Raw genomic sequence first — 26,579 nt, forward strand, 5'->3', positions numbered from 1 at the left:
CTCAGGCGGCGCGCGGGCGCACTTCTTGGCGGATCTTGGCGCCTTCTTCGGCTGCGGCTTTCTTCAGATCGTATAATGCCTGAAGATTGAGCCAGAACTCGGCCGTGGTCCCGAAATAACGCGACAGACGCAAAGCGGTGTCAGCAGAAATGGCACGCTTGCCTTTGACAATTGCCAGAATGCGGTTGGCCGGCACATGCAGCGCCAAGCCTAGCGCATTGGCGCTTATGTCGAGTGGGCGCATGAACTCTTCCAGAAGAATTTCGCCCGGATGAATGACAATTGGTTTCATCTGTTCACATCAATGATAATCGACAATGCCAACCTCGATCGGCTGCTTGCCCTGCCAGCGAAAGACAATGCGCCACTGATCGTTGATCCGAATGCTGTACCAACCCGACCATGATCCCTTTAACGCTTCCAGCCGATTGGCCGGCGGGACGCGCAACTCCTCGAGCGTCGTGGCGACATGAAGCATGTAGAGCTTGCGCAGGGCGATCCGCGCAATATTGCCAAAACGACGGGAATTGCCGTTGTCCCACAGCGCCTCCGTTTCCTTGTCCCGAAACGAGCCGATCATACGCGTAAGATAGTACGCGGCGCGTATTAAGACAAGTGGCCCGTCAACCAACCTTGGCGACGGCCGGGGCCGGTTCTTCGCGTTTGGCGCCAGCCATGAAGCGGCCGGCTTTCAGGTTATCGACCCAGTCATGGGCGATCTGGCGCGCCTCTGACGCGGTGAAGGTCGAGGGGTCGAGGCAGTGTTCCAGCCACAGTCCATCGAGCAAGGCGGTGAGCGCCAGCGCCGCGATGCGCGGGTCGAGACCGAGCTTCTTTTCCTCGGCGATGCCGCTGATATAGCGCTGCAGGCGCTTGCGGTAATCGGCATAGACCTTGCCGTGAATCTCGTGGATCACCGGATCGGTGCGGGTGAGGCTCCAGAAGGTGAGCCAGACGCCGAGGAGATCCGGGTTCAGCATCGGCGTCGAGAAGCTGGCATCGACGAAGGCGCGGAGTTGCGCCTCGGGTTGATCGGGTGCTGCGGCGAGCGCCGCGCGGAGGCCTTTTTCGACCTCTTTCCCGGTCCAGCGATAGGTCTCGGCGATGAGGTCATGCATGCCGGCAAAATGATGCCGCACGAGGCCCGGCGAAACCCCGGCTTCGGCCGCCACGACGCGGACGGTCGTCCCATCGAGTCCATGCCGGGCGAGGCTCCGCGCGGTTGCCTCGATCAGCTGGCGTCGGCGGGATTCGGGTAAGTCACGGGTAAATTTGGGTTCTTTTTCAGCCACGGGCTGTGCCTCTCAACTACTCGGTCGCTAATACGAAACGAGTGTAATACGCCGTGGCCCCAGGGTTGAGCCAATTTTGGCCCCACGGCCAGATTTCTCTTGAGTGCTGTACATTTGTATAATAGTACTCCGGCGAGAAATCCACCCCAGGGAGTCCCGCCATGACCCATCTCACCCATGCCGCGATCCAGCGCGATGCCGTCGAGATCGCCTTTGCCGATGGCAGCACGCATCTTTTCGGCCTCACCTGGCTGCGCGACCATTGCACCTGCGCCAGCTGCCGGCATCCCGAAACGCAGCAGCGCCTGCTCGACACCTTCGCACTGCCGCAGGATCTCAACCTCGCCACCCTGGCGCTGGGTGCTGGCGGCACGACGCTGTCGCTCGGCTGGGCCGATGGCCATGAGAGCGTGTTTGCAGCCGGTGATCTCGCAGAAAGCCTGCGGCCCGTGGGCATCCTCACCTCCGACATCACGACCTGGAACGATGCCGAGATATCGGCCGACTTCCCGCAGGTCGACTTCGATGCATTGATGGCGGATGATGCGGTGCTCGAGACCTATCTGGAGAAGATCGAGCGCTTTGGTTTCTGCTTCGTCGAGGCGACGCCGGGAACGCCGGAGGCAACGCAAGCGGTCGCCAAGCGTGTCGCCTATATCCGCGAGACGATCTTCGGCGGCTATTGGGATTTCACCGCCAATATGGAGCATAAGGACACCGCCTATACCTCGATGGCGATCGGTCCGCATACCGACGGCACCTACAGTTTCGATGCGCCCGGCTATCAGATGTTCCATTGCCTGGCGGCGGATTGCACAGGCGGCGAGAACGTCTTCGTCGATGCCTTCCGCATCGCCGAGATCATGAGGGGCGACACGCCGCAGCTCTACCGTGTGCTCACGCAAGTCGAGGTGCCGGGGCAATATATCGACCTCGAGAAGGGCATTCATCTGATGGCGCGCCGGCCGCTCTTCCGCGAAGATTCAACGGGTCGCCTGGCGCAGGTGTCGTTCAACAACCACGACCGCGCGCCCTTCGCCCTGGAGCCCGCGCGCATGGCGCTGTTCCAGCAGGCCTATGCGATGTTCGCCAAACTCGCCAATGACCGCAGCCTGCAATATCGCCGCCGCCTGCTGCCCGGGTCGGTGGTGCTGTTCGACAATTGGCGCCTGTTGCATGCGCGCGATGCCTATACCGGCTATCGCCGCTTGGCCGGCGCCTATCTCAACAAGGAAGACGTCGAGAGCCGCCTCCGCGTCCTGCGTTTGAAGAAGGCACAGCGGGCGGCTTAAGCGGGACGCCTTCAAGCCCCTCTCACCACGAAGTGGGGTGAGGGCTGCCGGCAACGCGTTCGAACGGTCCGCCCCTCCCCCTGCCCTCTCCCCGCACGTGCGGGGCGAGGGTTGCGGAGGGGGCGCGGCCAGGGTTCCAGCGTCAAGCGCTTGATATTCTTGAACGACAGTTCAGATATTAACGTCTATTGAATTGAATTTATTTACCTAATTGTCATCCAGACTAAAGATTGCCAAGCTAGGGTCATGCTTTGGGCGTCTTGGGGAGGGTGACAATGAAGAAGCTTCACTGGGTGGCGTTGCTGTTGGCGGCGCTGTTGATTTCGCCCGGGCGCGGTCGCGCCGAGGATACGCAGACCCTGCGTATCATGACCTTCAATATCTTCCTCGGCGGCGACCAGGTGAGCTTTGCCAAGGTGATCGAGGCGATCAAGGCATCGAAGGCCGATATCGTGGCGCTGCAGGAAGCCGAAGGGCATACGCGCGAGATCGCCGATGCGCTGGGCTGGCCCTATGCCGTGGCCAATCGCAATGTCATTTCGCGCTTACCGCTGTTCGCGCCGCCGACCGCGATCGGCCCGGATGGTAACGACCTCAATTACCTCTTTGCTGAAATCACGCCGGGCAAGTTCGTGGCGGTGGCCGACGTGCATCTCCCCTCCGACCCTTACGGCCCCTATGCCTTTCGTGAGGGCAAGTCGGCCGAGGAGGTGATGAAGCTGGAGGAAGAGACTCGCCTCCCCGCCATTACCGCCTATATCGAGCCCTTGAAGAAGCTGGCCGATAGCGGCGTGCCGGTGGTGGTGCTCGGTGATTTCAATTCGCCCTCGCATCTCGACTGGACCAAGGCCATGGTGGGCAAGCGTCCCCAGATCACGGCGCCGATGGACTGGCCGGCTTCGAAGGCGCTGGCCGATGCCGGCTTCACCGATGCCTACCGCGCCGTTCATCCAGACCCGGTGGCCAAGCCCGGCATCACCTGGAGCTATGGCTATCCCTTCCCGCATCTTGACGCCAATGAGGCGCTCGACCGCATCGACCTCATCCAGGTGGCGGGGCCGGCCAAAACAACCGCTGCCGAGATTGCCGGCGATCCGAAGATGCCGGATACCGACATTCCCGTCTCGCCCTGGCCGTCCGACCACCGCGCAGTCACGGCGACGCTGGATGTAACGCCGGGGCCTGTCCCGGCGATGGTCTCGATCGAGCCGCGCTCGGTCAAGGTCGGCGACATGGTGCGCATCCGCTTCCATGCCGCGACAGAAGATGGGCGCTATGAGGGCGGGCGCATCGCCGTCATCGCCGATGGCGGCGATGTGGCGGCACCCTTGCTGTCGCTCTATGCCAATAACGGCACCGACCGGGCAAGTTCGCAGGATCTCGGCACGGCTGGCCTCGCACCCGGCGCCTATCAGGGCGTGATGCTGGGGGCTGACGGCAAGGAATTGGCACGTGCGCCGTTCTGGGTCGTGGCGCGGGATGCCATGCCGACGCTCGCCACCGACAAGGCGGATTATGCGGCGGGCGAGCCGGTGGTGGCGCGCTGGGCCAATGCACCGGGCAACCGGTTCGACTGGCTGGGCCTCTTTGCCAAGGGCGACCCGGCCGAAGACAATTACCAGCAATTCTTCTACATCAATTCGGCCGTCGCGGGATCATTGACGCTCGATAAGGACTTGCTGGGTGATGCGCTGGCCGCCGGTGATTACGAGCTGCGCCTGATGCGCGACGATGCCTATGCAAGACTCGCGGTGGCCGCGTTTACGGTGAAGTGAGGGCCCATATATTCTAACCTCCCCCCTTGAGGGGGAGGTCGCGCGGTACGCGCGGGAGGGGGGTATGGTGCGACTGGCTTCGGTCATTGTGCAGGTGGATGGACACCCCCCTCCCTGACCCTCCCCCTCAAGGGGGGGGGAAAGAGCTCATCAAAACAGGAAATCGCCCGCCCGCAGGCTGTCGATATCCGTATTCTTGATCGTCATCATGAAGGCGCCGCCGCCGTCGATAGTGGCTAGGATGCCGACATCCGCGCCGTTCTGGAAAGCGTGGTTGTTGAGGAGATCATTGAAGCTGTCGACGCTGGTGCCGCGAAAATCGAGGCGGTCGCCGTCCTGGGTGCTGAAGTCCTGCACCTTGTCGCCGCCGGCGATGAAGATGTCGGCGCCTTCGTCGCCGAAGAGGTCGTCGATGCCGAGGCCGCCGGAGAGCGTATCGTTGCCGGTGCCGCCATGGAGGGTGTCGTTGCCCGAACCGCCATCCAGCGTGTCTCGCTGGTCACCGCCGAACAGACGGTCATTGCCATCGCCGCCTTCGAGCGTGTCGTCGCCCGCTTCACCGAAGAGGACGTCGAGGTCGCCTTCTCCCCGCATCCTGTCATTGCCGCTGCCGCCAAAGAGCCAATCGGTGCCCTCGCCAGCAGACAGGAAGTCATTGCCGTCGCCGCCGTCGAGCGTGTCGCTACCGTCAGAGCCGGAGAGATCGTCATCGCCGGCCTGGCCGGAGAGCGTGTCATTGCCGGCACCGCCCATCAAATCGTCGTTGCCCGAACCGCCATTTAAGATGTCGTTGCCCTCTTCGCCCAGGAGAATGTCGCCGTCGGCGCCGCCGTCGATGAAGTCGTTGTCATCGCCACCCTCGATCCAATCGCCGCCTTCGCCACCCTCGATGTAATCGTTGCCGTTGTCGCCGCGGAGTAGATCGCCGCCGTTCTCGCCGAAGAGCCGGTCGTTGTCGCTGCCGCCGCGTACGTAATCATCGCCGAGGCCGCCATAGACGGTGTCGTCACCGGTGCCGGCATAGATGGTGTCGTCATCGTCGTATTTGGTGCCGGCCTGCACGGCGACCGGCTTGTCGAAGCCGCCATAAATCAGATCGTTGCCACGACCGCCGTCGATTGCGTCATTGCCCCGACCGCCGACGATGCGGTCGTCATTGCCCGGGCTGTTGCTGACGGTGATGTAGGCGCCATCCCAGAACACGTCGTCAACCGGCGGGTTGTCGCCATAGATGTCGTCACCATGCTCGCTGCCGGTGATGTCGTCATTGCCGGCGCCACCCACCAGCAGGGCATAATCGCCGTCGGCGATGAGGGTGTCGTTGCCGCCGCCACCGAACAGGCGGTCATCGAGCCACAGCGTATTGGCGCGCAGCGTCTCGCTGCTGTCCGTGCCGAGCACCGTCTTGTTCCAATAGGTGCCGTTCTCGTAGAGCCTGTTCCGGATCATCTCATCCTCCTCGAAAGGGCCGAAAGCGGCCCGGTTGGGAGGGAGGTGGGCGGGAATCGGAGATGTCGTTGTGAAGCCGTTCACAGGAACGCAGAACACCCCCTCCCCAGCAAGGGGGAGGGGGATGCTTGTTAGCGGGCCAGTCTGCGGCCGTCGTTTTAAGCCGGGATATCGGTGTCGATCGCCAGCCGAACCGTGGTGCCGGCGACATCGATTTTGTAAACATTGTAGTCGTTGGTGCCATCGCCGAAGACGCCTTCCAAGGTCCAGCCGGTGTTGCTGATGACATGGTCGCTGGCACCACCATCCACCCACAGCACATTGGTGTCCGACATGTCGAGCACCTCCTTGGCGGAGATCTGCAAGATATTGTTGTGATCGTTGAGGTCGATGCGCTCGATACCGTGCAGATGGTCAGCGACCTTTCCAAGGATCAGATGATCGCCGTCGAATTCCACCTTGTCGTTGCCGGAGCCACCGTCGATGTCGTCGGCGATGGTCATAAAATTCGAAACCTGGGCATGGATCACGTCATCGCCGGCGTCGCCGAACAATAGGTCATGGCCATCGTCACCCAGCAACAGATCATCGCCATCGCCGCCATGCAGGGTGTCGTCGCCGTCGCCACCGAGGAGGACATCATCGCCGGCATCGCCATTGAGCTTGTCTTCGCCGGTGTCGCCTTCAAGATTGTCGTCACCTTCGCCACCGAAGACCGTGTCGTTGCCGCGATCGCCGAAGAGGGAATCCCGATCGTCGCCGCCAAAGATCAGATCATTGCCCTGGCCGCCGTGAATGTCGTCATGGCCGAGGTCGCCCATCAAGAAGTCGTTGCCATCGTCGCCAAAGATCCGATCGTTGCCATTGCCGCCCAGCGCCGTCAAATTGCCGCCGCGGGTCGCCGTGATCGTATCGTTGCCGTCACCACCGTCGATGAGGTCGTTGCCGCCACCGCTCACCAGATAATCGTTGCCAGCATTCCCGAATATCTGGTCGTTGCCAATACCACCGGTCAGAGCGTCGTCCTTCTCGGTCCCGCGCAAGTAAAGCGGGGGCGCATAAGGAATTGTGCCCGGCGTGGTGGGAAAGTGGGGCAGATAGGGGGCGGGCTTGCTGATGATCTTGACCATGATGGATCTCCTTCCAGTTTGCAGGTTGCCTGTGGAAGGTCCGTCGCGGCGAAGAGCATGCGCGTTAAAGCGGTTCGGGTGACATCGGATGGGATGTGATGCCCGTCATGGGGCGAAAACTCCGCAATGGCGCAAACCCGCGACGGATCGCGACAATTTTAGCAATCCATCTGAGGCCCGCAGACGAGCACTTTCCGACGCTTCACGGGTGGCGGTGTGAGCAGCTCAGCCGGCGCTGAGTTCCAGCCAGGTTTCTTCGGCGGCCGAAAGCTTCTTCTTCACCTCGGCATGCTTGGTCTGCCAGGTCTGCAGTTCCGCCGTGCCGCCATTGTTGTAGAGCGATGGGTCGGCAAGCTTGGCTTCGATGAGGTCGAGGGCCTGGGTGAGCTTGTTCACCGCCAGTTCGGCGTTGCTGAGTGCCTTCTTCTTTTCCGGCGAAACCGCGACCTTCTTTGCGGCGGGCACCGGCTTGGGCTCGACCTTGGGCCCCGACGCAGCGGCGCCGGCATGGGCCGCGGCCAGCTTTGGTGCCGAGGCCTTTTCCGGCAGGGCGCCCTTCTTTTCGCCGCGATTCTTCTCACGCCGTTCGCTGATGATCTGGCGGCGGTAGTCGTCCATGTCGCCATCGAAGGCTTTGACGCCACCATCCTTCACCAGCCACAGGCGATCGGCGCTGAGTTCGATCAAGTTGGGGTCGTGGCTGATGATGATAACGGCCCCTTCGAACTCGTTGATGGCCTCGACCAGGGCCTGGCGGCTGTCGATGTCGAGATGGTTGGAGGGTTCGTCAAGCAGCAGGATGTTGGGCGCCTGGCGGCTCATCAGCGCCAGCAACAGACGCGCCTTCTCGCCGCCTGAGAGTTGCGCGACCTTGGTATTGGCCTGATCCTGGCCGAGGCCGAAACGGCCGAGATGCGCGCGGCGCTTGTCGGGGAGGAGATCGGGGGCGGCACGCGCCATCACCTCGATCGGCGTTGCGTCGAGATCGAGCTCGTCGGTCTGGTGCTGGGCGAAATAGCCGACGCGCAGCTTGTTGGATTTGCGCATTTGCCCGGCCATCGGCTCCAGGCGGCCGGCCAGCAGCTTGATGAAGGTCGATTTGCCGTTGCCGTTCGAGCCCAACAGCGCGATGCGGTCGTCGGGATCGAGGCGCAGGTCGAGATTTTTGAGGATCGGTTTGCCCGGCTCGTAACCGACCGAGACATGATCGATGGTGATGAGCGGCGGTGCCAAGGCTTCCGGCTGCGGGAAGGAGATGTTGATTCCCTTCTCGTCAGCGACCAGCGAAATCGGCTGCAGCTTGGCGATCATCTTCAAGCGCGACTGCGCCTGCCGTGCCTTCGAGGCCTTGTAGCGGAAGCGGTCGACGAAGGCCTGCATGTGCTTCCTTTGGGCATCGACCTTGGCGGCCATCGCCATGTCCTGCTCCATGCGCAGGCGCCGCATGTTCTCGAAATCGTCATAGCCGCCGGCGTAGGAGATCATGCCACCGCGCGACAGATGGATCGTGCGGTTGACGACCTTGTTGAGGAGATCGCGGTCATGGCTCACCAGCAGGATCGTGCCGGGATAGTTCTTCAAATAGCTCTCGAGCCACAGGGTCGCTTCGAGATCGAGATGGTTCGTCGGCTCGTCGAGCAGCATCAGATCGGGCGCCGAGAAGAGCTGTGCGGCCAGCGCCACACGCATCTGCCAGCCGCCGGAGAAGTCGCTCAACGGGCGGAGCTGCGCCACACCATCGAAGCCGAGGCCGGCCAGAATTTCCGCCGCACGGCTTTCGGCGCTGTGCGCCTGGATGTCGGTGAGGCGCGCATGAATCTCGGCGATGCGGTTGGGGTCGGTGGCGTGGTCTGCCTCATGGAGCAAGGCCGTGCGCTCGGTATCGGCCGCCAGCACACAATCGATCAGGCTGCGGCTCTGATCCTTCATTTCCTGTTCCAGGCGGCCCACACGCCAGGATTTCGGCACGTCGATGGTGCCTGAATCCTGATGCAGATCGCCGGAGATCAATTTGAGCAAAGTCGACTTGCCGGCACCGTTGCGCCCGACCAGACCGGCATGGTGGCCGGCCGAAACGGAGACGCTGGCGTTCGAGAGGATCTCGCGCCCGGCGATGCGGTAGGTCAGGTTGTTGATCGTTAACATGTTGTTTTAACTTAACTTCTTGAAATTCTAGGCGACCCGGCCCCGGTGTCCCAGAAGCTTTACTGGGGCTTGGTTGTGCACTGCGGAGGAGTTGTATATAAGCCAGCCCGAATTCCGCCAAGGGGCGCCGGCCATTTAGGCCCGCTGCCCGCAACTCCAGAGATGAGGAAAATCATGGCCATCGAACGTACTTTCTCGATCATTAAGCCGGACGCCACCCGCCGCAACCTGACCGGCAAGATCAACGCCAAGTTCGAGGAAGCCGGCCTGAAGATCGTCGCCCAGCGCCGCATCCAGATGTCGGAAGCCCAGGCCAAGAAGTTCTACGACGTGCACGCGGCACGCCCCTTCTACAACGATCTGGTGAAGTTCATGACCTCCGGCCCGGTCGTCGTCCAGGTGCTGGAAGGCGAAGGTGCGGTCTTGAAGAACCGCGACATCATGGGCGCCACCAACCCCGCCAATGCCGCCCCGGGCACCATCCGCAAGGAATTTGCGGAATCGATCGAAGCCAATTCGGTCCATGGTTCGGACAGCCTGGAGAATGCCGCGATCGAGATCGCCTATTTCTTCGCCGGTTCCGATATCGTCGGCTAAGTAATTCCCCTCACCCCAACCCCTCTCCCCGCAAGCGGGGCGAGGGGCTTGAGGCTGGGGCTCGCAGGAAACTCCCTCTCCCCACGAAGTGGGGAGAGGGTCGGGGTGAGGGGCTCTTCGGCCCGCTCGGTCCAAGAAATAGAAACGGCGCCGCGGGGATATACCTGCGGCGCCATTTTTGTTTGTTCCGCGTTCGGAAGGGTTATTTCCGGCTGACGGCGACGACGACGGCGATGAAGCCGCCGATGATGCCGATCACGGAGAAGATGCCAAGGCCGATCGACGGGCCGTTGATCACGTGGAGGGTGGTGATCAATGCCAGGATCAGGGCATAGATCGTGCCCCAGAAGAGCAGGCGGCCGATGCCGTTCCAGGTCTGCTGGCGGTTGGCGAGGATCTGGTCGTTAAGCGAACCGGACGGGTTGGCCATGGTTAATCTCCGAAATTGAACGCCGTTGAATTGGCTCCTTTTTACCCAAAAGCGGGCGCTTCGGCAATTTCCTCATTGCGGAAGGGGCGGAATAACTTCCATGGGCTCGGTATCCATCGGCTGCGGCTTGGTCGGATCCGGCGCGCCGGGAATGGGCTTTGCTGGCGCCGTGAACTGCGGCGCCTCGATGGTCGGGACCGTCACCTGCGGTACGACGGGCTGCGGGACCACCGGCATCTCAATGGCGGGAATCGTGCCCGGCACCTCCGGTTTGGCAACCGGGTCGGGGACCGGCTGGCCCGCCTCGGGCACCAGGAACGTCTCCGGGCAGCGCTGGCGCAAGGTGCTGCCCGGCTCCTGCCACAGCCCGTCCTTGGCCAGAGTTCGCATGGTGCCGAGCTGGCGCAATTTGATGCGCACCTCGATAAGGACGGGGATAGAGCGTTTTTTGGAGCGGGCGCAGACCAGCTGCAGGGCGCTTTGTGCTGCTTCGTCGCCGAATTGCTGGGCGAAGGCCTCGATCAGCGCGTCGCGCTTGATGCGGCTGCCGATGGCGCCGGCGATGGTGACGTTGAGCAAGGTGCGCTGCATATCCTTGGCGCGGCCGACCGCGCGCTGGAAATAGCTTTCCTCCGACAGCATCGAACAGGCGCCATAGCGCGACCAGTATTGCCGCTCGGCGCATTGCTGGGTTGTCGGCATGACTTCCGCCAGCGACCTGGCGAGATCGGGGCTGAGCTTCACAGCCGGCATCTTGCAGGCGCGGGTTGCCGCGTCATCGATCTCGCCCTCGAAGGTCGGCAGCGAGAAGGCGCCGGACATGGGGTCGCAATCTTCCAGCGGCACGGAGCCGGCCTTGGCGTCCGGGCGCAGGCCGATGAGGGTGAGGTTGCGCGCCGCCGGATCCTTGAGGGTGAGGCCTGCGCAGAACGGCAGCTCAGGCTTCTGCAGGCATTTCCCGGGCAGGAAGCCCATGACCAGCGTGTAATGATCCATCGCCTGGGCGCAAGCGACGCGCGGCAGGGCGCCTATGGCCAAAACTAGAACAAGGCCAAGCGAATGCCAGGCCCGCATCGCTCAGGCACCCAACGGGTTGAATAGGATGCCGCCGGCAAAGGCTGTGTCATAGATCACCGCTTTCTCGCCCTGCACATGGACCTTGCCTTCGGCGACGAGACGCAAGGCGGCTGGGAACAGGCGATGTTCGGCGGCAAGGACGCGCAGGCCCAGCGCGGTCTCGTCATCCTCGGGGCGCACCGGGACCACGGCCTGGGCGATGATCGGCCCTTCATCCATGGCGGGGCGCACGAAATGCACCGTGCAGCCATGGAAGCGCACACCGGCCTCGAGCGCCCGTTGATGGGTGTGGAGGCCCTTGAAGGATGGCAGCAGGGCCGGATGGATATTGACCAGCTTGTTGTGCCAGCCGGCGATGAAGCCATCGGTGAGGAGGCGGAGGAAACCAGCAAGAACCACCAGTTCGGCACCGGCGGCGCGGATTTCGGCATCCATCGCCGCATCGAAGGCGGCGCGGTCGGCAAAGGCCTTGTGATCGACGGTCTTGGTGGGAATGCCGGCGCGTTCCGCCCGCGTGAGGCCGAAGGCGTCCGGGCGGTTCGAGAGCACCAGCACGATCTCGATCGGCGAATTGGTGATGGCCGGGCCGAAATGGTCGATCAGGGCCTGCAGATTGCTGCCGCGCCCGGAAATCAGGATGGCGATTTTCATTTTCGCCATGGCCCCGTTCCTTACCAATGTCCGGTGTTGCGGACCTCGCAGCCGGCGGCACCCGGCGCGCGTGCCGTGATGCGGCCGATTTCGCTCACCGTCTCGCCTGCATCGCGCAGCACCTTGGCAATACCGGCGGCGTCGTCGCGCCCCACCACCATCACCATGCCGATACCGCAATTGAAAGTACGGGCCATTTCCTGGGCATCCGTGCCGGCAATTTTCCGCATCCAGCTGAAAACCGGCGGCAGGGCCCAAGTGGTGGCGTCGATGCTGCAGGCAAGATTCTTGGGGAGCACGCGCGGGATGTTTTCGAGGAGGCCGCCGCCGGTGATATGGGCCAGCGCCTTAACACCGCCCAGCTTCGCGCCGTCGGTACGAATGGCAGCGAGGCAGGAGCGAACATAGATCTTGGTCGGCGTGAGGAGGGCATTGCCGAGACGCGTGCCCTTCTGGAACGGCGCATCGGCATCATAAGAGAGGCCGCTCACCTCGACGATCTTACGGACCAGGGAATAGCCGTTGGAATGAACGCCGCTGGAACCCAGGCCCAGCACGATATCGCCCTCAGTGACATTGGCGCCGGTGATGGCGGCGTCACGCTCGACGGCGCCCACGGCGAATCCGGCCAGATCGTAATCGCCCTTGGCATACATGCCGGGCATTTCCGCCGTCTCGCCACCGATCAGCGCACAGCCTGCCTGCTTGCAGCCATCGGCGATGCCGGAAATGATCTGCTTGCCGGTTTCGACGTCGAGCTTGCCGGTCGCGAAATAGTCGAGGAAGAAGAGCGGCTCGGCGCCCTGGACGACCAGATCGTTGACACACATGGCGACCAGGTCGACGCCGATCGTGTCGTGGCAGCCCGCTTCGATGGCGATCTTCAGCTTGGTGCCGACGCCGTCGGTGGTGGCAACCAGGATGGGGTCGCGGAAGCCAGCGCGCTTGGGGTCGAAAAAGGCGCCGAAACCGCCCAATCCCGCATCGGCCCCGGCCCGTGCCGTGGCTTTTGCCAGCGGTTTGATCGCCTCGACCAGGGCATTACCGGCATCGATATCGACACCGGCATCGCGATAGGTGATGCCATTGCCCATGGTGTTTACTTTAAGTCCTTGTGATTGCTGGTGCCCGCGGATCCGAAACGGGTACCGCCTCTGGCTTCCTTGGACACAGATTTGCTATAAGCTCGGTCGGACAATACGCATTTCAGGGTGGTTTGCAATGGCCCCAGCGGGCGTCTCGATTCGCGGTTTCTTCGGCCTTCTTGGCCTGCTTATGGGCGTATTGCTGGCGGTTCCGGCCTCGGCACAGAATGTCTATGTGGCGTCCGGCGTGCCGGTCGACGTGACGGGGGATGCTGCCACCTTGCGCGATCAGGCGGTGGTGATGGCCCAGCGCGAGGCCTTGAAGAAGGTCCTGGCCGAGATCGCCCCGGCCGATCAGGTGGCGGGATTGCAGCTCCCGCCCGACGACGAGATCGGCGCCTGGGTCTCGGATGTCGAGATCGAAGAGGAGAAAATGGCGGCGACGCATTACGTCGGCCGCTACACGATCCGCTTCGCCGCCGCCCCGGTGCAGGAATTCTTGAGCGGCCAGGGTGTGGCCTTTGCCGAGACGCGGTCGAAGCAGATGCTGCTCATCCCGATCTATACCGACGAGACCGGGACGACCGGCCTCTGGGGTCCGAGCAACCAGTGGATGGCCAGCTGGGCCGCGCGCCCGCCCAGCAATGCGCTGGTACCGATCGTGGTGCCGCGCGGCGATCTCGACGACCAGAACACGCTTTCGGCCACCGAAGCCCTGGGCGGGAACGAACCCAAGCTCGAATTCATGGGTGAACGCTATCAGGCGGGCGATGTCGTGGTGGCGGAAGCGCAAATGAGCGCACCCACACCCGACGGCAAGCGCAGCCTGGCCCTCAACGTCACGCGCTATGGCACGGAGGGGCCGCAGAAATACGAAGACACGCTGACGGGCGATGCCGCCGATCCAGATGGCTTGATGGCGCAGGGTGTCGCCGCCGTGCAGTCGATGCTGGAAGGGGCGTGGAAGAACGCCAATCTGGTCGATCCCAACCAGCGCACCGCGGTTTCGGTCCATGTGCCGCTGACCGGTATCGAGCAATGGGTCGCCATCAAACGGCGCCTGGGCCAGGTGAGCTTGATCAAGGGCGTGAATCTGAAGGAGCTCGCCAAGAGCGGCGCCGATCTCGAGATCTCCTATGCCGGCGACGAAGCGCAGTTCATCCGCGCGCTGAGCCAGGCCGATCTCAACATGGTGCCGAGCGGCGAAGGTGTTGCAACGCTGACGCTGGGTTCCGGCGGCGGCACGGCGCCGGCGCCGTGAGATAGATCGATAGAGGACGAGACTGACGCCCCCTCACCCCAACCCCTCTCCCCAGAGGGGCGAGGGGCTTCAGGGCAAGGCGCGGTCGGAACTCCCTCGCCCCGCTTGCGGGGAGAGGGGCGGGGTGAGGGGTAGTGCCAGCAAGATGACCGACATCCGCGACATCAATATCGAGTTTGAGGAACCGACGCCGCCGCCCATGCGGCGTTGGCCGAGTTATCTCGTGGCCCTCATCGTCTTCCTGATCCTCGTTTATCTGCTGCGCACCGTGCTGCTGCCCTTCGTCGCTGGCATGGGTGTGGCCTATTTCCTCGATCCCGTCTGCGATCGGTTGGAGAAATGGGGCTGCTCGCGCATTCTCGCGACGACGTTGGTGACGATCGTCTTCGCGCTTGTCGTCGTCCTCGCCTTCCTGCTGATCGTGCCGCTGCTCGTCGACCAGATGACGGCCTTCATCACCAGCCTGCCGGACCTGGTGGAAAAGGCGCACCAGCGCCTGCTGCCGCTCTATGAAAGTTTCCGCCTGCGTTTCGATCTGCCGGCGGTCGACGATTTGGGGGCGATGCTCAAGAACCGCCTTGGCACGGTGTTCGGTTTCCTGACACAGACCGTGCAGGGTGTCGTTTCCGGCGGCGCGGCACTGGCCAACCTGTTGTCGCTCATCTTCATCACGCCGGTGGTGACGTTCTACCTGTTGCGTGACTGGGATCTCATCATCGCGCGGGTCGATCATCTGCTGCCCCGCGACCATGCCGAGACCATCCGCACGCAGATGCGGGCGATCGATACGACGCTGGCTGGCTTCGTGCGCGGCCAGGCCACGGTCTGCCTGATCCTTGGCATCTATTACGCCACGGGCTTGATGCTGGTCGACCTGCCTTTCGGCCTGGTCATCGGCATGATGGCCGGCATTCTGACCTTCATTCCCTATGTCGGCGCCATGTCGGGCTTCGTCACGGCGATGGCCATTGCGCTGGCGACCTTCGATGGCTGGCATGGGCCAGCCATTGTCGGCGGTATCTTCTTCATCGGCCAGGTGCTGGAGGGTAATTTCCTGACGCCCAAGCTGGTGGGCGATCGCGTCGGGCTGCATCCGGTCTGGATCATCTTCGCGCTGCTCTCCGGCGGCGCGCTCTTCGGCTTCGTGGGGCTGTTGCTCGCCGTGCCTGTGGCGGCGTCGATCGGCGTGCTGGTGCGCTTCGGCATCGGGCGCTATCTGGTGAGCCCGCTCTATCATGGTCATGATCGGCAGGAAGACGCCGACATCGTGCCGGAATTCCCGGACCAGCCATGACGGGTCGACAACTGCCCTTCGACCTGCCGCCGCGCCATGCGATGGGGGCGGCGGATTTCGTTGCCGCGCCAAGCAATCAGGCGGCCTTGGCTTTGATCGAGTCATGGCCGGCCTGGCCAACGCCCGCCCTGGCCGTGCATGGCCCGGCCGGCTGCGGCAAGACGCATCTCGCGCATGTGTTCCAGGAGAAGGCCGGCGACGCGGCCTTGTTCCTCACCAGCCCGACCGGTCTTCCTGATTTACCGGCGAAGCCCGTCCTCATCCTCGATGAGCCGCAGCTTGATGAGACGGCGTTTTTTCATCTTCTCAACCGCATCAAGAATGAGGGCGGTTCGCTGCTGATCCTCAGTCGCGAGGCCCCCGCGCGCTGGGACGTGACGCTCCCCGACCTTGCCTCGCGCTTGAAGGCGATCCCGAGTGTCGAGGTGTCGCCGCCGGACGACGCGCTGCTGGCGGCCGTCCTGGTCAAGCACTTCGCCGACCGCCAGATCAACGTGGCGCCGGATGTCATCGATTATCTTTTGAAGCATATGGAGCGCAGCTTTGCTGCAGCCGCTGATATCGCCGAGCGGCTCGACCGCGCGGCGCTGGCGGAAGGTCGCGCCATCACCATTCCGCTGGTGCGCCGCATTCTGTCCTGAGCTGTCAGCGTTTTGTCAGTTTCGTGAAAACCGGCGTTTCTGCGCCGCCCAACCCTTGCAGCCGCGCGTCAGCGGGACCATCTGATGGGTCGGTCAGATGATGAGGAGAATGCGCCGATGAAATGTCCGGTCTGCAACCAGGATCTGGTGATGAGCGATCGTCAGGGAATCGAGATCGACTATTGCAGCAAATGCCGCGGCGTGTGGCTCGATCGTGGCGAGTTGGACAAGATCATCGAACGCAGCGTGCGCGAAGCGCCGCAAGCGGCTGCACCGCAGCCAGTACAGCAGGCAGCCCCACAGGCGCAGCCCTATCGTGACGAACGGCCATACCAGCGCCGCGACCATGACGACGACCGCTATCGCCATAAGCACTACAAGCAGAAATCCTGGCTGAGCGAGTTGTTTGATTAGAGAGATATGAACTAGGGCACGACGCCCTCTCCCCCACGTGGGGGGGAGTGCCACCGAGGTCGCAACGACGATTGCGTTCAAGCTGGATAGAGTTCCCGCCCCCCAACGTTGGGGAGGGGGCTGCTCCGCAGCTACGCCTGAAACGCCGGGTCGTTGGCGATTTCCGTGACGAGCCAGTCGCGGAAATGCTGCATGCTGGGTTCCTTCACGCGCTCTTCGAGGCAGGCGAGGTACCAGCTGGCGCCGTGATGGACGTCGACTTCGGGGAAGGGTTTCACCAGGCGGCCGATTTTGAGATCCGGCGCCACCATGAATTCCGGCACGACCGCCACACCCTGGCCTTCGATGGCGGCCTCGATGGCGAGGAGATATGAATCGAATTTCGGCGCGGCGCGACCCTTCAAGGTCGGCAGGCCCGCGGCCTCCAGCCAGTCATGCCAATCCTCGGCTGCGGTATAGACCTGCAGCATGGCGTGATTGACGAGGTCGGCCGGCTGCCGAAGGCCCATGCCGGCGCGCTGGATGGCGGGGGTGCAGACGGCAACCAGCTTGGCGTCGAAGAGATGCGTGTAATGGACGCCGGGCCCGTGCGGGTTCCTGGTGCAGATCAGCCCCAGATCGCTGGTCATCGGGTCGAATTCCCAATCGAGCTGGCTGGTCGAGAGCCGCACCAGGATATCGGGATGTGCTGCCTGGAAGAGATGCAGGCGCGGCAACAGCCAGCGCACCGCCACCGTCACATAGACCTGCACCACCAGATCGCCGGAAATGCGTACGCGGTCGACCAGGCCCACCCCTTGCGCCATGCGGTCGAAACCGTCACGCAAATAGGGATAAAGCTGGGCGCCGGCTTCGGTCAGTTCCACCCGGCGTGCCGCGCGGCGGAAGAGGGAGGTGCCCAGGCGCGCTTCCAACCCGGCCACCTGGTGGCTGATGGCCGATTGCGTCAGCGACAATTCCTCAGCCGCCACCCGGAACGACAAATGCCGGGCCGCGGCTTCGAAAGCCTGAAGCGATTTCAGCGATGGAAGAGTTCTTTTCGCCATGCAGCATGATTTACCGTATTTTTTCAACTATACATATGAAATGAATTCATGGAAAGCTGAAGAACGGTCGCTTGCCGGGACCGGGTAGGCAAGGTGAATATCGCCACGAAAACGCGGGCTTAACCGCGGGCCAAAAGAGTTTGAGGAGACGCTCATGAGTGCCACCACCAGTGCGACCACGGATGTGACAGTGCGGCGCGGCGGTCGCGAGGCGCGGCGCGCGGCGCGGGCGGCACCCTTGCCCGAGAACATGCAGCCGGTGCGTTCCGGTCTCGAAGGCGGGCGTTACAAGCCGCTCAGCGATGCGGATGTGCTGAAGATCCACAACGCGGCGATCGATGTGCTGGAAAAGATCGGCATGGCCGATGCGATTCCCTCTGGCATCGAGGTGATGACAAAGGCCGGTGCGATTCTCAACAGCAATGGCCGCCTCACTTTCCCGCGCGCCGTGATCGAGGACACGCTGGCAAAGGCCGCGCGCCGCTTCCCGCTCTATGGCCAGGACCCGCGCCACGATCTCCATCCCTGGGACAAGAAGGTCTATTTCGGCACCGCGGGTGCGGCCGTGCACATGGTCGATCCGGTCACCGGCGACTATCGCGATTCGGTGACCAAGGACCAGTTCGATATCGCCCGCATCGTCGATACGCTGGACCATATCCATTTCTGCCAGCGCTCGGTCGTGTGCCGCGAATTGCCCGATCCGTTCGAAATGGATTTCAACACCTGCTATGCGGCCGTTTCCGGCACGACCAAGCATGTGGGGTCAAGCTGGGTCGATCCCCGCCACCTCGAAGCCAGCCTCCAGATGCTGCACATGATCGCGGGATCTGAGGAGAAGTGGCGCGAGCGACCCTTCGTCAGCCAGTCGAACTGCTTCGTGGTGCCGCCGCTCAAATTCGCCCAGGACGCCTGCCGCTGCCTTGAAGTGGCGGTCCGCGGCGGCATGCCGGTGTTGCTGCTCTCGGCCGGGCAGGCCGGCGCCACGGCACCGGCGGCGCTGGCCGGTGCCATCGTGCAGGAAGTGGCCGAGTGCCTCGCCGGCCTCGTCTATGTGAACGCGATCAAGCCGGGGGCGCCGGCGATCTTCGGCACCTGGTGCTTCGTCTCGGATCTCAGGACCGGTGCCATGTCGGGTGGCTCGCCAGAACAGGCGCTGCTCTCGGCGGCGTCGGCGCAGATGGCGCAGTTCTACGACCTCACCGGCGGCACCGCCTCTGGCATGACGGATTCCAAGACGCCGGACGCACAGGCGGGCTATGAGAAGGCCTATAACCACGCGCTGGTCGGCAATGCCGGCGCCAACATGATCTACGAATCGGCTGGCATGCATGCGAGCCTGCTGGGCTTCTGCCTGGAGAGCCTCCTCATCGATAACGACATCATCGGCGCCACCCAGCGCACGATCAAAGGCATCGATGTCTCCGACGAGCATCTCTCGATCGAGACCATCCGCAAGACCTGTCTGGAAGGTCCGGGCCATTACCTGGGGTCCGAGCAGACGCTGCAGCTGATGCAGACGGAATATGTCTATCCGCTGGTCGGCGACCGCTCGAACCCCAAGGAATGGGTCGAGCAGGGACGTCCCGATTCGGTGGCGCGGGCACAGAAGAAGTTGAAGCAGATCATGAACAACCATTACCCAGCGCATATTCCGGCCGCGGTCGACGATGCGATCCGCGCGAAATTCCCGGTGCGGCTGGAGCGGGAATTCATGCGCAAGGGGTAAAGACGGCACACAAAGAGCGTCATGCCCGGGCTTGACCCGGGCATCCACTCTCTCATTTGCGGCAGTGGATCCCCGGGTCAAGCCCGGGGATGACGCTGTGTAAGAGACTGAATGCAAGACCAGATTTTCTAGGGGACCTAAATGACGCAGCATGCGCGTGTCGTGGTGATCGGCGGTGGGGTTGTCGGCACATCGGCGCTTTATCACTTGGCAAAGCTTGGCTGGAAGGATTGCGTGCTCATCGAGCGCGACGAGCTTGCTTCCGGCTCGACCTGGCATGCCGCCGGCAATGTGCCGACCTTCTCGGGTTCCTGGAACATCATGAAGATGCAGGCTTACTCGGCCAAGCTCTACAAGACGCTGGGCGAGGAAGTCGATTACCCGATGAACTATCACATCACCGGCTCGATCCGCCTCGCGCACAGACACGCGCGCATGGAAGAATTCGCGCATTCGGTGGCGATGGCCCGTGCGCAAGGGTTGGACTACGCCTTGCTCTCGCCCGCCGAGATCCGCGACAAGTACCCGCTGATGGAGATGGACGACATCGTCGGCGGGTTATGGGACGCCCATGACGGCGACATCGACCCTTCGCAGCTGACCCAAGCCCTGGCCAAGGGCGCCAAGGACATGGGCGCCAAGGTGCTGCGCTTCAACGGTGTGACGTCGATCAAGCAGCAGCCCTCTGGCGAGTGGAAGATCACCACCAAGGACGGCACGGAATTCGTGGCCGAAAAGGTGATCAACGCCGCCGGCTATCGTGCGGGCGAAGTGGCGGCGATGGTCGGGCAGTACCTACCCATCATCGCCATGCAGCACCAGTATCTGATCACCGAGATGATTCCGGAATTGGCGGCGCGTAAAGAGAAACTGCCGCTGGTGCGCGATCCCGATGTCTCCTACTACCTGCGCCAGGAACGTGACGGCCTGATTCTTGGCCCCTATGAATGGGAGTGCAAATCGGATTGGCATGACGGCATCCCCGCCGAATTCGCCTTCCAGCTGTGGCCCGATGATCTCGACCGATTGGAAAGCTATATCGAACAGGCGGTGGCGCGCGTCCCCGTGCTGGGCACGGTCGGCGTGCAGAAGGTCATCAACGGCCCCATCCCCTATTCGCCGGATGGCAATCCCTATATCGGGCCGCAGCATGGCCTCACAAATTTCTACAACGCCAATTGCTTCAGCTTCGGCATCTGCCAGGGCGGCGGCGCCGGCAAGACGATTGCCGAATACGTCGTGCACGGCGAACCGGAATGGGACCTCTGGGGTCTCGATCATCGCCGCTACACGGTCTTCGCCGATCAGAAATACACGATCGAGAAGGCCGAGGAGCTCTATCAGAACGAATATGCGATCGGCTTCCCGAACGAGGAGCGCCCCGCCGGCCGGCCGCGCTTGAAGACGCCGCTCTTCGACAAGCTGACCAAGAAGGGTGCCGTCATGGGTGCCCGCGGTGGCTGGGAACGTGCGGCCTATTTCCCGCGCAATGCGGAAGAAGCGAAGACGAAGCTCTCTTTCCACCGCGCCGAGCAGGCTTGGTTCGAGCCGGTGCGTGCGGAATGCAAGGCGGTCGCCGAGGCCGTCGGCATCATGGATCTCGGCGGTTTCTCGAAATTCATCGTCGAGGGACCGGGTGCCGAGAAGTGGCTTGACCACCTCGTCTGTGGCGCCTTGCCGAAATCGAACCGCGTGACGCTGGCTTACACGCTGACGCCCAAGGGCTCGATCCTCTCCGAATTCACCATGACGCGGTTGTCGCCGGAGAAATTCTATCTGATGTCGGCGGGCTCGGGGCTCTGGCACGACATGGATTGGCTCACACAGCATCTGCCCAGCGACGGCTCGGTGAGGCTCTCGGAAGTCAGTCAATCGGCGTCATCGCTGGTCCTCGCCGGACCGCGCTCGCGTGATTTGTTGAAGAAGATCACGGATGCCGATCTCTCCAACAACGCCTTCCCCTGGCCGAGCTGTCAGGAAATCGTGGTCGCAGGAAAGAAGGTGACGGCCCTCCGCGTCAATTACGTCGGCGAATTGGGCTGGGAACTCCATGTGCCGATGGGCGACCTGGTCCATGTCTATGACGCGATCTCGTCAGCGGGTCAGGAATTTGGCCTCAAGGATTTCGGCATGTATGCGATGGAGTGCCTGCGCCTGGAGAAAGGCTATCGCTCGTGGAAGCAGGACATCACCCATGAATACACGCCCTTCGATGCCGGTCTCGAGCGCTTCGTGAAGCTGAACAAAGGCGATTTCATCGGCCGCGAGGCGCTCATTAAGCGCCACGAGGCGGGCGAGAAGGAACGCTTCGTGCCGCTCATCGTCGAAGGCAACACGGCCGATGCGCCGACCTGCTCGATCGTCTTCAAGGACGGGAAGAAGGTCGGTATCGTCGGTTCCGGCGGCTGGGGCTTCCGCATCGGGAAATCGGTGGCACTTTCCTATGTGCGCCTGGATCTCGCCGCCGTGGGCACGAAGCTCGAGGTCGAGATTCTGGGGCAACGCTTCCCGGCGGTCGTTGCCGAGGAGCCGATCTTCGATCCGAAGAATGAACGGTTGAAGGCGTGAGAACGGGTGAGAAACTTCAGTCGCTCCCCCTCTCCCCGGCCCTCCCCCACGTTGGGGGGAGGGAGCTCACCGAGTGGACTGAGAGGTTGACGCCAGACTGGCTCTCGTCCCCTCCCCCCAACGTGGGAGAGGGTTAGGGAGAGGGGGCTGTTGCAGCTCTCCCGATACCATCCATCGAAACCACCTATTTGCCGACCTACCAAACCGTATCCATAATCCGCCACCCCAAACCAGCGAAGAAAACGATCCCCATGTCTCTCCCCACTGAAGCCCGCGTCGTCATCATCGGTGGCGGCATTCTTGGTTGTTCGATCGCCTATCATCTGGGCAAGCTTGGCTGGGGCAAGGAGACGGTGCTGCTGGAGAGGAAGAAACTGACATCGGGTACCACCTGGCATGCGGCGGGGCTGGTGCGCGCATCCCTCTATAGTGAGAGCCTGACCAAGCTTGCGAAATACACGACCGATCTCTACACGACGCTGGAGAAGGAGACCGAGCAGGCGACGGGTTTCGTGCAGCCGGGTTCGCTCTCGGTCGCAACCTCGGAAGCGCGCTGGGAAGAATTCCGCCGCGGTGCCGATATGCTGCAGAGCTTCGAGGTGGAATGCATCGAACTCGACCGCGCCGGTGTGCAGGCGAAATGGCCGCTGCTCAACACCGATGACGTGATCGGCGGCATCTTTTACCCCAAGGACGGCAAGTGCAACCCGGCCGACACCACCATGGCACTGGCCAAGGGGGCGCGGATGAAGGGTGTGCGTGTCTTCGAGGATACGAAGGTCGAGGAAGTACTGGTCGAGAACGGCCGTGCCGTGGGCGTGCGCACGCCTGACGGCATCATCAAAGCCGAATACGTCGTCTGCGCCGCCGGCATGTGGTCGCGCGAGATCGGACAGAAGCTCGGCGTCAACATCCCGCTCCATGCCTGCGAACATTTCTACATCGTGACCGAGCCGATGGAGGGGATGACGCCCGATCTCCCCGTCATGCGCGATATGGATCAATGCGCCTATTACAAGGAAGATGCGGGGAAGCTCCTCCTCGGCGCCTTCGAGCCGAAGGCCAAGCCGTGGGGTATGAACGGCATCCGTGAAGATTTCGCCTTTGACGAGCTGCCGGAGGATTTCGACCATTTCGCGCCGATCCTGGAAGGCGCCATGCACCGCGTGCCGTCCTTGCAGAAGGTCGGCATCCGCAAATTCTTCAACGGTCCGGAAAGCTTCACGGCGGATCAGCGCTACATCCTGGGGCCGGCGCCGGAACTGAAGAATTTTTTCGTGGCGGCCGGCTTCAATTCGATCGGCATCCAATCGGGTGGTGGCGCCGGCATGGCGCTGGCGCATTGGATCGTCGATGGCGAGCCGCCCTACGATTTGTGGGAAGTCGACATCCGGCGCCTGATGCCGCATATGAGCCGCAAGAGCTTCCTGGTCCCCCGCGTCTCGGAAGCGCTGGGCCTGCTCTATGCGATGCATTGGCCATATCGTCAGTTCGAAAGCTCAAGGAATGTGCGCCAGACGGCGTTCTATGAAGACTGGAAGAACTTGGGCGCTTGCTTTGGTGAAGTCGCCGGCTGGGAACGGCCGAACTGGTATGCGCCCAAGGGTGTGAAGCCCGAATACGAATACTCCTATGGCCGCCAGAACTGGTTCGACTATGCCGCAGCCGATGTGAAGGCGACGCGCGAGGGTGTGGCACTCTATGATCTTTCGACCTTCGCCAAGTTCCTGGTCGTGGGCAAGCATGCCGAGACGTTGCTGCAGCGCGTCTCGACCGCCGACATCGCGCAAGCTGGCAAGGCCGTCTATACGCAATGGCTGAATGCGAAGGGCGGGATCGAGGCTGATCTCACCGTCTTCCGCATCACCGACACCAAGTTCATGGTGGTGACGGCGGCGGCGACCGCGACCCGCGACTGGCATTACCTGAAAGATCACGTTCAGTCGGGTGAGGATGTGGAACTGGTCGATATGACCACGGCCTATGCGACGCTCGGCGTCATGGGGCCGAAAAGCCGCGAGCTTTTGCAGCGCATCACCGATGCCGATCTCAGCAACGAAGGCTTCCCCTTCGGCGCCACCAAGCATATCGAGATCGGCAACGCCAAGGTGCGCGCGACGCGCATTTCCTATGTCGGCGAATTGGGCTGGGAGCTCTACATCCCGGCGGAATTCGCCCGCGGTGTGCTGAATGCGGTGCTTGAGGCCGGCGCCGATCTCGGCGTGCGCCCGGCCGGCATGCATGCGATGGATGCTTGCCGCATCGAGAAGGCTTTCCGCCATTGGGGCCACGATATCGGCATCAAGGACACGATCCTGGAAGCAGGCCTCGGTTTCACCTGCTCCTTCGACAAGAAGGTGCCGTTCATCGGCCGCGAGACGGTGCTTCGCCAAAAGGAATCGGGCAAGCTCGGCCGCCGCATGGTGCAGTTCAAGCTGACCGATCCCACCAAGCTGCTCTATCACAATGAACCGATCTACCGGAACGGCGCGCTGGTCGGCCTGGTGACGTCGGCCAATTACGGCCATCATCTGGGTGGCGCCATCGGCATGGGCTATGTGCACAACAAGGCCGGTGTCGATGCGGCCTTCATCGCTGAGGGCAAGTTCGAGATCGGCGTGGCACTGGAGCGGTGCGAGGCGGAAGCAAGCCTGACGCCGATGTATGACCCTAAGTCGGCCCGGATGCGGGCGTAAGCAGGCTCGACTGACTAACCTCCCCGCTTGAGGGGGAGGTCGCGCGGCACGCGCGGGCGGGGGGTATGGTTCAGCTAGGCCCGATCCTGCCGAGAGACACCCCCCTCCCCGACCCTCCCCCTCAAGGGGGGAGGGGTGTATGGCCAATGCCGTGCTAGGGAAATTTCCCTGCCCCTACCCAACGCTTCCGGCGATAATGTGCACCATGATCGACGGATGGGGTGCAGAGCATGGCGCAATCGACTGACAAGCTGACGGATTCAGTCCGCGACGCGGAAGCTGGTGCGCGGACGGTGGCGGCCTTGTTCGATGAGATCACGGCGTTGTCGCAGGAAGATCAGGCGCTGCTGCGCGATCTCAGGAAGGCGCGTGCGGACAGGGCGCCGCGCGACGTCGGCCCCGCGACCCTGGGTCAGCGCACGGCCGACCGCATCGCCGGGATCGTGGGCTCGTGGCGCTTCATCATCATTCAATCCGGGCTGCTGCTGGGCTGGCTGGCGGCCAATATTTTCGCCTGGACGCAAGCCTGGGACCCCTATCCCTTCATCCTGCTCAATTTGATGCTGTCCTTCCAGGCGGCCTATACGGCACCCATTCTGCTGATGAGCCAGAACCGCCAGGCCGAGATCGACCGGCAGAGCCAGCGCAACGATTACGAGGTCAATCTCAAGGCCGAGCTGGAGATCGAATTACTCCACCAGAAGATCGACCTGCTGCGCGCACGCGAGATGGAACGGCTGATCGGCGTCATCCAGCAATTGCAGCAGGAATTGTCGGCAGAGCGGCGCGGCTAACCGGCCGCCGGTACCGTCTGCACGATGGCGCCGTACCAGCCGAGGCCCCGATAGGTTTCGTAGCCGGGGGTGAGGGCATAGCCGATCATGCGGCCACCATCGGCGAAATAGCCGGTCTTGTCCTTGGGCACCAAGGGGAAGGTCTCGGTGAGGATACCTTGTCCGTCCGAAGCGGCGATGATGCGGTGCTGCGCATCGAGCAGCAGGCAGCGGGTGAAGCTGCGTTCCTCGGCACTGAGCTGGCTCCCTTGCACGATGGCCTGGGCCTGTGGCTGCCAATCGAAGAAGATGCCGAGGGCACCCAAGGGCTTGCCGTCGGCCGCACCGCCTTCGCGGATGGCGGTCGTGTAGGTCGCGACCTGGGCATTGTCGAGCAGGGCCAAGCGCTCGACATCGAAGGCGGCGTAATCATCGCCCGATGATGTCGCCATTGCTGCCTTGAACCAAGCGGTGTTGGCGACATTGCTGCCCAGGACCTTGGGGTATTTCTGCGGCCGGCCGCTGGCAACCACGCGCCCGGAGGCATCGGCGATCCACAGATCGAGATAGACGGTATAGGCGTTGAGAATGACACCGAGGCGCTGGGAGGCGTGTGCCGCGCTCTCGACGCTGGGGCTCGCCAGCGCATCCACCGCCGCGGCATCGGTCGCCCACCAGCGCACGTCGCAGGAACGCTCATAAAGATTGCGGTCGATGATCTCGATCATGTTGAAGGCGAGATCGGAAAGCCGCTGGCCGCGCACCTGATGCACCAGGCCCTGGCCCAACGACACCAGCTCGGCGATGGCGCCGGCCAGTTCCGAGGACAGCTGGCGCGAAATCTGGGTGATGCGGTCCGAGATCGTCTTCACCTCATTCGCCACGACGCCGAACCCCCGACCACTCTCGCCGGCACGGGCCGATTCGATGAGGGCGTTCAAGGCCAGGATGCGCGTCTCGCGCGTGATGGTGTTGATCTCGTTGATCTTGCTTTCCGCCACGTCGCTGACTTGGCGGGAGAGTTCGATGATGCGTTCAGGCTGGGTCATGATCCGTTTGCTGCAGTCGTGGTATGGCGTTTCCAGCCGCGACCCGAAGGCGCAGCTTACCCAGCAGCAGAACGATCTTTTTGTATGACTTTTATTTATTCCTTTCTGTCTAACATCATTGTGCACTGCGGGAAAGAACCAATTTGTGGCGGTGGCGCATTCGCCTGCCGTAAACTCCGCACTTC

23 protein-coding genes are annotated in these 26,579 nt (G+C 62.7%); 11 read left to right on the forward strand and 12 right to left on the reverse strand.

The window, feature by feature from the left end:
- Nucleotide 1: 1 nt before the first annotated feature.
- From SMD31_RS11050 to betI, 3 genes are read right to left on the reverse strand one after another with little or no spacing between them, the layout of a single operon-like run.
- The gene (locus SMD31_RS11050; RefSeq protein ID WP_320500896.1) at nucleotides 2–292 is read right to left on the reverse strand and encodes a HigA family addiction module antitoxin; all 291 of its coding nucleotides are present in this window, start codon (nucleotides 290–292) and stop codon (nucleotides 2–4) included.
- Between the two features lie 9 nt (nucleotides 293–301).
- Nucleotides 302–580, reverse strand: a complete 279-nt coding sequence (locus SMD31_RS11055) for a type II toxin-antitoxin system RelE/ParE family toxin (RefSeq protein WP_320500897.1) — start codon at nucleotides 578–580, stop codon at nucleotides 302–304.
- Nucleotides 581–623: 43 nt separating this feature from the next.
- On the reverse strand, nucleotides 624–1,292 hold the full coding sequence (gene betI / locus SMD31_RS11060) for a transcriptional regulator BetI (RefSeq protein ID WP_320500898.1): 669 nt from the start codon (nucleotides 1,290–1,292) through the stop codon (nucleotides 624–626).
- Nucleotides 1,293–1,453: 161 nt separating this feature from the next.
- Between betI and SMD31_RS11065 the strand changes: the two genes are divergently transcribed.
- Nucleotides 1,454–2,584: a trimethyllysine dioxygenase gene (locus SMD31_RS11065; RefSeq protein WP_320500899.1), complete on the forward strand. Its 1,131-nt coding sequence runs from the start codon at nucleotides 1,454–1,456 to the stop codon at nucleotides 2,582–2,584.
- A gap of 275 nt (nucleotides 2,585–2,859) precedes the next feature.
- Nucleotides 2,860–4,359, forward strand: coding sequence for an endonuclease/exonuclease/phosphatase family protein (locus tag SMD31_RS11070; RefSeq protein ID WP_320500900.1), 1,500 nt, complete (start codon nucleotides 2,860–2,862; stop codon nucleotides 4,357–4,359).
- Between the two features lie 150 nt (nucleotides 4,360–4,509).
- Here the strand turns inward: SMD31_RS11070 and SMD31_RS11075 are convergent, their stop codons facing one another.
- The 3 genes from SMD31_RS11075 to SMD31_RS11085 all read right to left on the reverse strand — a co-directional run bounded on the left by SMD31_RS11075 (nucleotide 4,510) and on the right by SMD31_RS11085 (nucleotide 9,083).
- The gene (locus SMD31_RS11075; protein WP_320500901.1) at nucleotides 4,510–5,808 is read right to left on the reverse strand and encodes a calcium-binding protein; all 1,299 of its coding nucleotides are present in this window, start codon (nucleotides 5,806–5,808) and stop codon (nucleotides 4,510–4,512) included.
- Between the two features lie 158 nt (nucleotides 5,809–5,966).
- Complete coding sequence (locus SMD31_RS11080) at nucleotides 5,967–6,938, reverse strand: calcium-binding protein (RefSeq protein WP_320500902.1); 972 nt, start codon at nucleotides 6,936–6,938, stop codon at nucleotides 5,967–5,969.
- A gap of 225 nt (nucleotides 6,939–7,163) precedes the next feature.
- Nucleotides 7,164–9,083: an ABC-F family ATP-binding cassette domain-containing protein gene (locus tag SMD31_RS11085; protein WP_320500903.1), complete on the reverse strand. Its 1,920-nt coding sequence runs from the start codon at nucleotides 9,081–9,083 to the stop codon at nucleotides 7,164–7,166.
- 174 nt (nucleotides 9,084–9,257) lie between these two features.
- On the opposite strand from SMD31_RS11085, the gene ndk reads away from it, so the two are divergent.
- Nucleotides 9,258–9,680: a nucleoside-diphosphate kinase gene (gene ndk / locus SMD31_RS11090; RefSeq protein ID WP_320500904.1), complete on the forward strand. Its 423-nt coding sequence runs from the start codon at nucleotides 9,258–9,260 to the stop codon at nucleotides 9,678–9,680.
- Nucleotides 9,681–9,882: 202 nt separating this feature from the next.
- Here ndk and SMD31_RS11095 read toward each other — a convergent pair whose 3' ends face one another.
- The 4 genes from SMD31_RS11095 to purM all read right to left on the reverse strand — a co-directional run bounded on the left by SMD31_RS11095 (nucleotide 9,883) and on the right by purM (nucleotide 12,932).
- Nucleotides 9,883–10,110: a hypothetical protein gene (locus SMD31_RS11095; RefSeq protein ID WP_320500905.1), complete on the reverse strand. Its 228-nt coding sequence runs from the start codon at nucleotides 10,108–10,110 to the stop codon at nucleotides 9,883–9,885.
- Between the two features lie 72 nt (nucleotides 10,111–10,182).
- Nucleotides 10,183–11,148, reverse strand: coding sequence for a ribonuclease T2 family protein (locus SMD31_RS11100; RefSeq protein ID WP_320500906.1), 966 nt, complete (start codon nucleotides 11,146–11,148; stop codon nucleotides 10,183–10,185).
- A 39-nt stretch (nucleotides 11,149–11,187) separates the two neighbouring features.
- Nucleotides 11,188–11,847, reverse strand: a complete 660-nt coding sequence (gene purN / locus SMD31_RS11105; RefSeq protein ID WP_320500907.1) for a phosphoribosylglycinamide formyltransferase — start codon at nucleotides 11,845–11,847, stop codon at nucleotides 11,188–11,190.
- Nucleotides 11,848–11,858: 11 nt separating this feature from the next.
- Entirely contained in the window at nucleotides 11,859–12,932 is a 1,074-nt protein-coding gene (purM, locus tag SMD31_RS11110; RefSeq protein WP_320500908.1) for a phosphoribosylformylglycinamidine cyclo-ligase, read from the reverse strand.
- 127 nt (nucleotides 12,933–13,059) lie between these two features.
- Between purM and SMD31_RS11115 the strand changes: the two genes are divergently transcribed.
- The 4 genes from SMD31_RS11115 (at nucleotide 13,060) to SMD31_RS11130 (ending at nucleotide 16,533) form a co-directional block, all read left to right on the forward strand.
- A complete protein-coding gene (locus SMD31_RS11115) occupies nucleotides 13,060–14,184 on the forward strand; it encodes a DUF2066 domain-containing protein (RefSeq protein ID WP_320500909.1) in 1,125 nt (374 codons plus the stop codon).
- Between the two features lie 145 nt (nucleotides 14,185–14,329).
- Nucleotides 14,330–15,478 (forward strand): AI-2E family transporter, encoded by a 1,149-nt coding sequence (locus tag SMD31_RS11120; protein ID WP_320500910.1) that lies wholly within the window; start codon nucleotides 14,330–14,332, stop codon nucleotides 15,476–15,478.
- Nucleotides 15,475–16,119: an HdaA/DnaA family protein gene (locus SMD31_RS11125; RefSeq protein WP_320500911.1), complete on the forward strand. Its 645-nt coding sequence runs from the start codon at nucleotides 15,475–15,477 to the stop codon at nucleotides 16,117–16,119. Before SMD31_RS11120 ends, SMD31_RS11125 begins: the two co-directional genes overlap by 4 nt.
- A gap of 117 nt (nucleotides 16,120–16,236) precedes the next feature.
- The gene (locus SMD31_RS11130; protein WP_320501028.1) at nucleotides 16,237–16,533 is read left to right on the forward strand and encodes a TFIIB-type zinc ribbon-containing protein; all 297 of its coding nucleotides are present in this window, start codon (nucleotides 16,237–16,239) and stop codon (nucleotides 16,531–16,533) included.
- 131 nt (nucleotides 16,534–16,664) lie between these two features.
- On the opposite strand, the gene SMD31_RS11135 is transcribed toward SMD31_RS11130, so the two are convergent.
- The gene (locus tag SMD31_RS11135; protein WP_320500912.1) at nucleotides 16,665–17,579 is read right to left on the reverse strand and encodes a LysR substrate-binding domain-containing protein; all 915 of its coding nucleotides are present in this window, start codon (nucleotides 17,577–17,579) and stop codon (nucleotides 16,665–16,667) included.
- A 154-nt stretch (nucleotides 17,580–17,733) separates the two neighbouring features.
- Between SMD31_RS11135 and SMD31_RS11140 the strand changes: the two genes are divergently transcribed.
- The 4 genes from SMD31_RS11140 to SMD31_RS11155 all read left to right on the forward strand — a co-directional run bounded on the left by SMD31_RS11140 (nucleotide 17,734) and on the right by SMD31_RS11155 (nucleotide 25,366).
- Nucleotides 17,734–19,308 carry a trimethylamine methyltransferase family protein gene (locus SMD31_RS11140; RefSeq protein ID WP_320500913.1) on the forward strand — a complete coding sequence of 525 codons (1,575 nt, stop codon included), beginning with the start codon at nucleotides 17,734–17,736 and terminating at the stop codon, nucleotides 19,306–19,308.
- Between the two features lie 141 nt (nucleotides 19,309–19,449).
- Nucleotides 19,450–21,876, forward strand: a complete 2,427-nt coding sequence (locus SMD31_RS11145; protein WP_320500914.1) for a GcvT family protein — start codon at nucleotides 19,450–19,452, stop codon at nucleotides 21,874–21,876.
- A 251-nt stretch (nucleotides 21,877–22,127) separates the two neighbouring features.
- The gene (locus SMD31_RS11150) at nucleotides 22,128–24,572 is read left to right on the forward strand and encodes a GcvT family protein (RefSeq protein ID WP_320500915.1); all 2,445 of its coding nucleotides are present in this window, start codon (nucleotides 22,128–22,130) and stop codon (nucleotides 24,570–24,572) included.
- A gap of 230 nt (nucleotides 24,573–24,802) precedes the next feature.
- Nucleotides 24,803–25,366, forward strand: coding sequence for a DUF1003 domain-containing protein (locus SMD31_RS11155; protein WP_320500916.1), 564 nt, complete (start codon nucleotides 24,803–24,805; stop codon nucleotides 25,364–25,366).
- Here SMD31_RS11155 and SMD31_RS11160 read toward each other — a convergent pair.
- Complete coding sequence (locus SMD31_RS11160; protein ID WP_320500917.1) at nucleotides 25,363–26,394, reverse strand: methyl-accepting chemotaxis protein; 1,032 nt, start codon at nucleotides 26,392–26,394, stop codon at nucleotides 25,363–25,365. The genes SMD31_RS11155 and SMD31_RS11160 overlap by 4 nt on opposite strands.
- Nucleotides 26,395–26,579: the final 185 nt, after the last annotated feature.

The sequence above is a fragment of the Dongia rigui genome, assembly GCF_034044635.1.
Taxonomy (GTDB): domain Bacteria; phylum Pseudomonadota; class Alphaproteobacteria; order Dongiales; family Dongiaceae; genus Dongia; species Dongia rigui.

Excerpts from the sequence above, each read along its gene's own strand:
- SMD31_RS11050 (WP_320500896.1), bottom strand. The coding sequence starts at position 292 with ATGAAACCAATTGTCATTCATCCGGGCGAAATTCTTCTGGAAGAGTTC.
- SMD31_RS11055 (WP_320500897.1), bottom strand. The coding sequence starts at position 580 with ATGATCGGCTCGTTTCGGGACAAGGAAACGGAGGCGCTGTGGGACAAC.
- SMD31_RS11065 (WP_320500899.1), top strand. The coding sequence starts at position 1,454 with ATGACCCATCTCACCCATGCCGCGATCCAGCGCGATGCCGTCGAGATC.
- SMD31_RS11070 (WP_320500900.1), top strand. The coding sequence starts at position 2,860 with ATGAAGAAGCTTCACTGGGTGGCGTTGCTGTTGGCGGCGCTGTTGATT.
- SMD31_RS11075 (WP_320500901.1), bottom strand. The coding sequence starts at position 5,808 with ATGATCCGGAACAGGCTCTACGAGAACGGCACCTATTGGAACAAGACG.
- SMD31_RS11080 (WP_320500902.1), bottom strand. The coding sequence starts at position 6,938 with ATGGTCAAGATCATCAGCAAGCCCGCCCCCTATCTGCCCCACTTTCCC.
- SMD31_RS11085 (WP_320500903.1), bottom strand. The coding sequence starts at position 9,083 with ATGTTAACGATCAACAACCTGACCTACCGCATCGCCGGGCGCGAGATC.
- ndk (WP_320500904.1), top strand. The coding sequence starts at position 9,258 with ATGGCCATCGAACGTACTTTCTCGATCATTAAGCCGGACGCCACCCGC.
- SMD31_RS11095 (WP_320500905.1), bottom strand. The coding sequence starts at position 10,110 with ATGGCCAACCCGTCCGGTTCGCTTAACGACCAGATCCTCGCCAACCGC.
- purN (WP_320500907.1), bottom strand. The coding sequence starts at position 11,847 with ATGGCGAAAATGAAAATCGCCATCCTGATTTCCGGGCGCGGCAGCAAT.
- purM (WP_320500908.1), bottom strand. The coding sequence starts at position 12,932 with ATGGGCAATGGCATCACCTATCGCGATGCCGGTGTCGATATCGATGCC.
- SMD31_RS11115 (WP_320500909.1), top strand. The coding sequence starts at position 13,060 with ATGGCCCCAGCGGGCGTCTCGATTCGCGGTTTCTTCGGCCTTCTTGGC.
- SMD31_RS11120 (WP_320500910.1), top strand. The coding sequence starts at position 14,330 with ATGACCGACATCCGCGACATCAATATCGAGTTTGAGGAACCGACGCCG.
- SMD31_RS11125 (WP_320500911.1), top strand. The coding sequence starts at position 15,475 with ATGACGGGTCGACAACTGCCCTTCGACCTGCCGCCGCGCCATGCGATG.
- SMD31_RS11130 (WP_320501028.1), top strand. The coding sequence starts at position 16,237 with ATGAAATGTCCGGTCTGCAACCAGGATCTGGTGATGAGCGATCGTCAG.
- SMD31_RS11135 (WP_320500912.1), bottom strand. The coding sequence starts at position 17,579 with ATGGCGAAAAGAACTCTTCCATCGCTGAAATCGCTTCAGGCTTTCGAA.
- SMD31_RS11140 (WP_320500913.1), top strand. The coding sequence starts at position 17,734 with ATGAGTGCCACCACCAGTGCGACCACGGATGTGACAGTGCGGCGCGGC.
- SMD31_RS11145 (WP_320500914.1), top strand. The coding sequence starts at position 19,450 with ATGACGCAGCATGCGCGTGTCGTGGTGATCGGCGGTGGGGTTGTCGGC.
- SMD31_RS11150 (WP_320500915.1), top strand. The coding sequence starts at position 22,128 with ATGTCTCTCCCCACTGAAGCCCGCGTCGTCATCATCGGTGGCGGCATT.
- SMD31_RS11155 (WP_320500916.1), top strand. The coding sequence starts at position 24,803 with ATGGCGCAATCGACTGACAAGCTGACGGATTCAGTCCGCGACGCGGAA.
- SMD31_RS11160 (WP_320500917.1), bottom strand. The coding sequence starts at position 26,394 with ATGACCCAGCCTGAACGCATCATCGAACTCTCCCGCCAAGTCAGCGAC.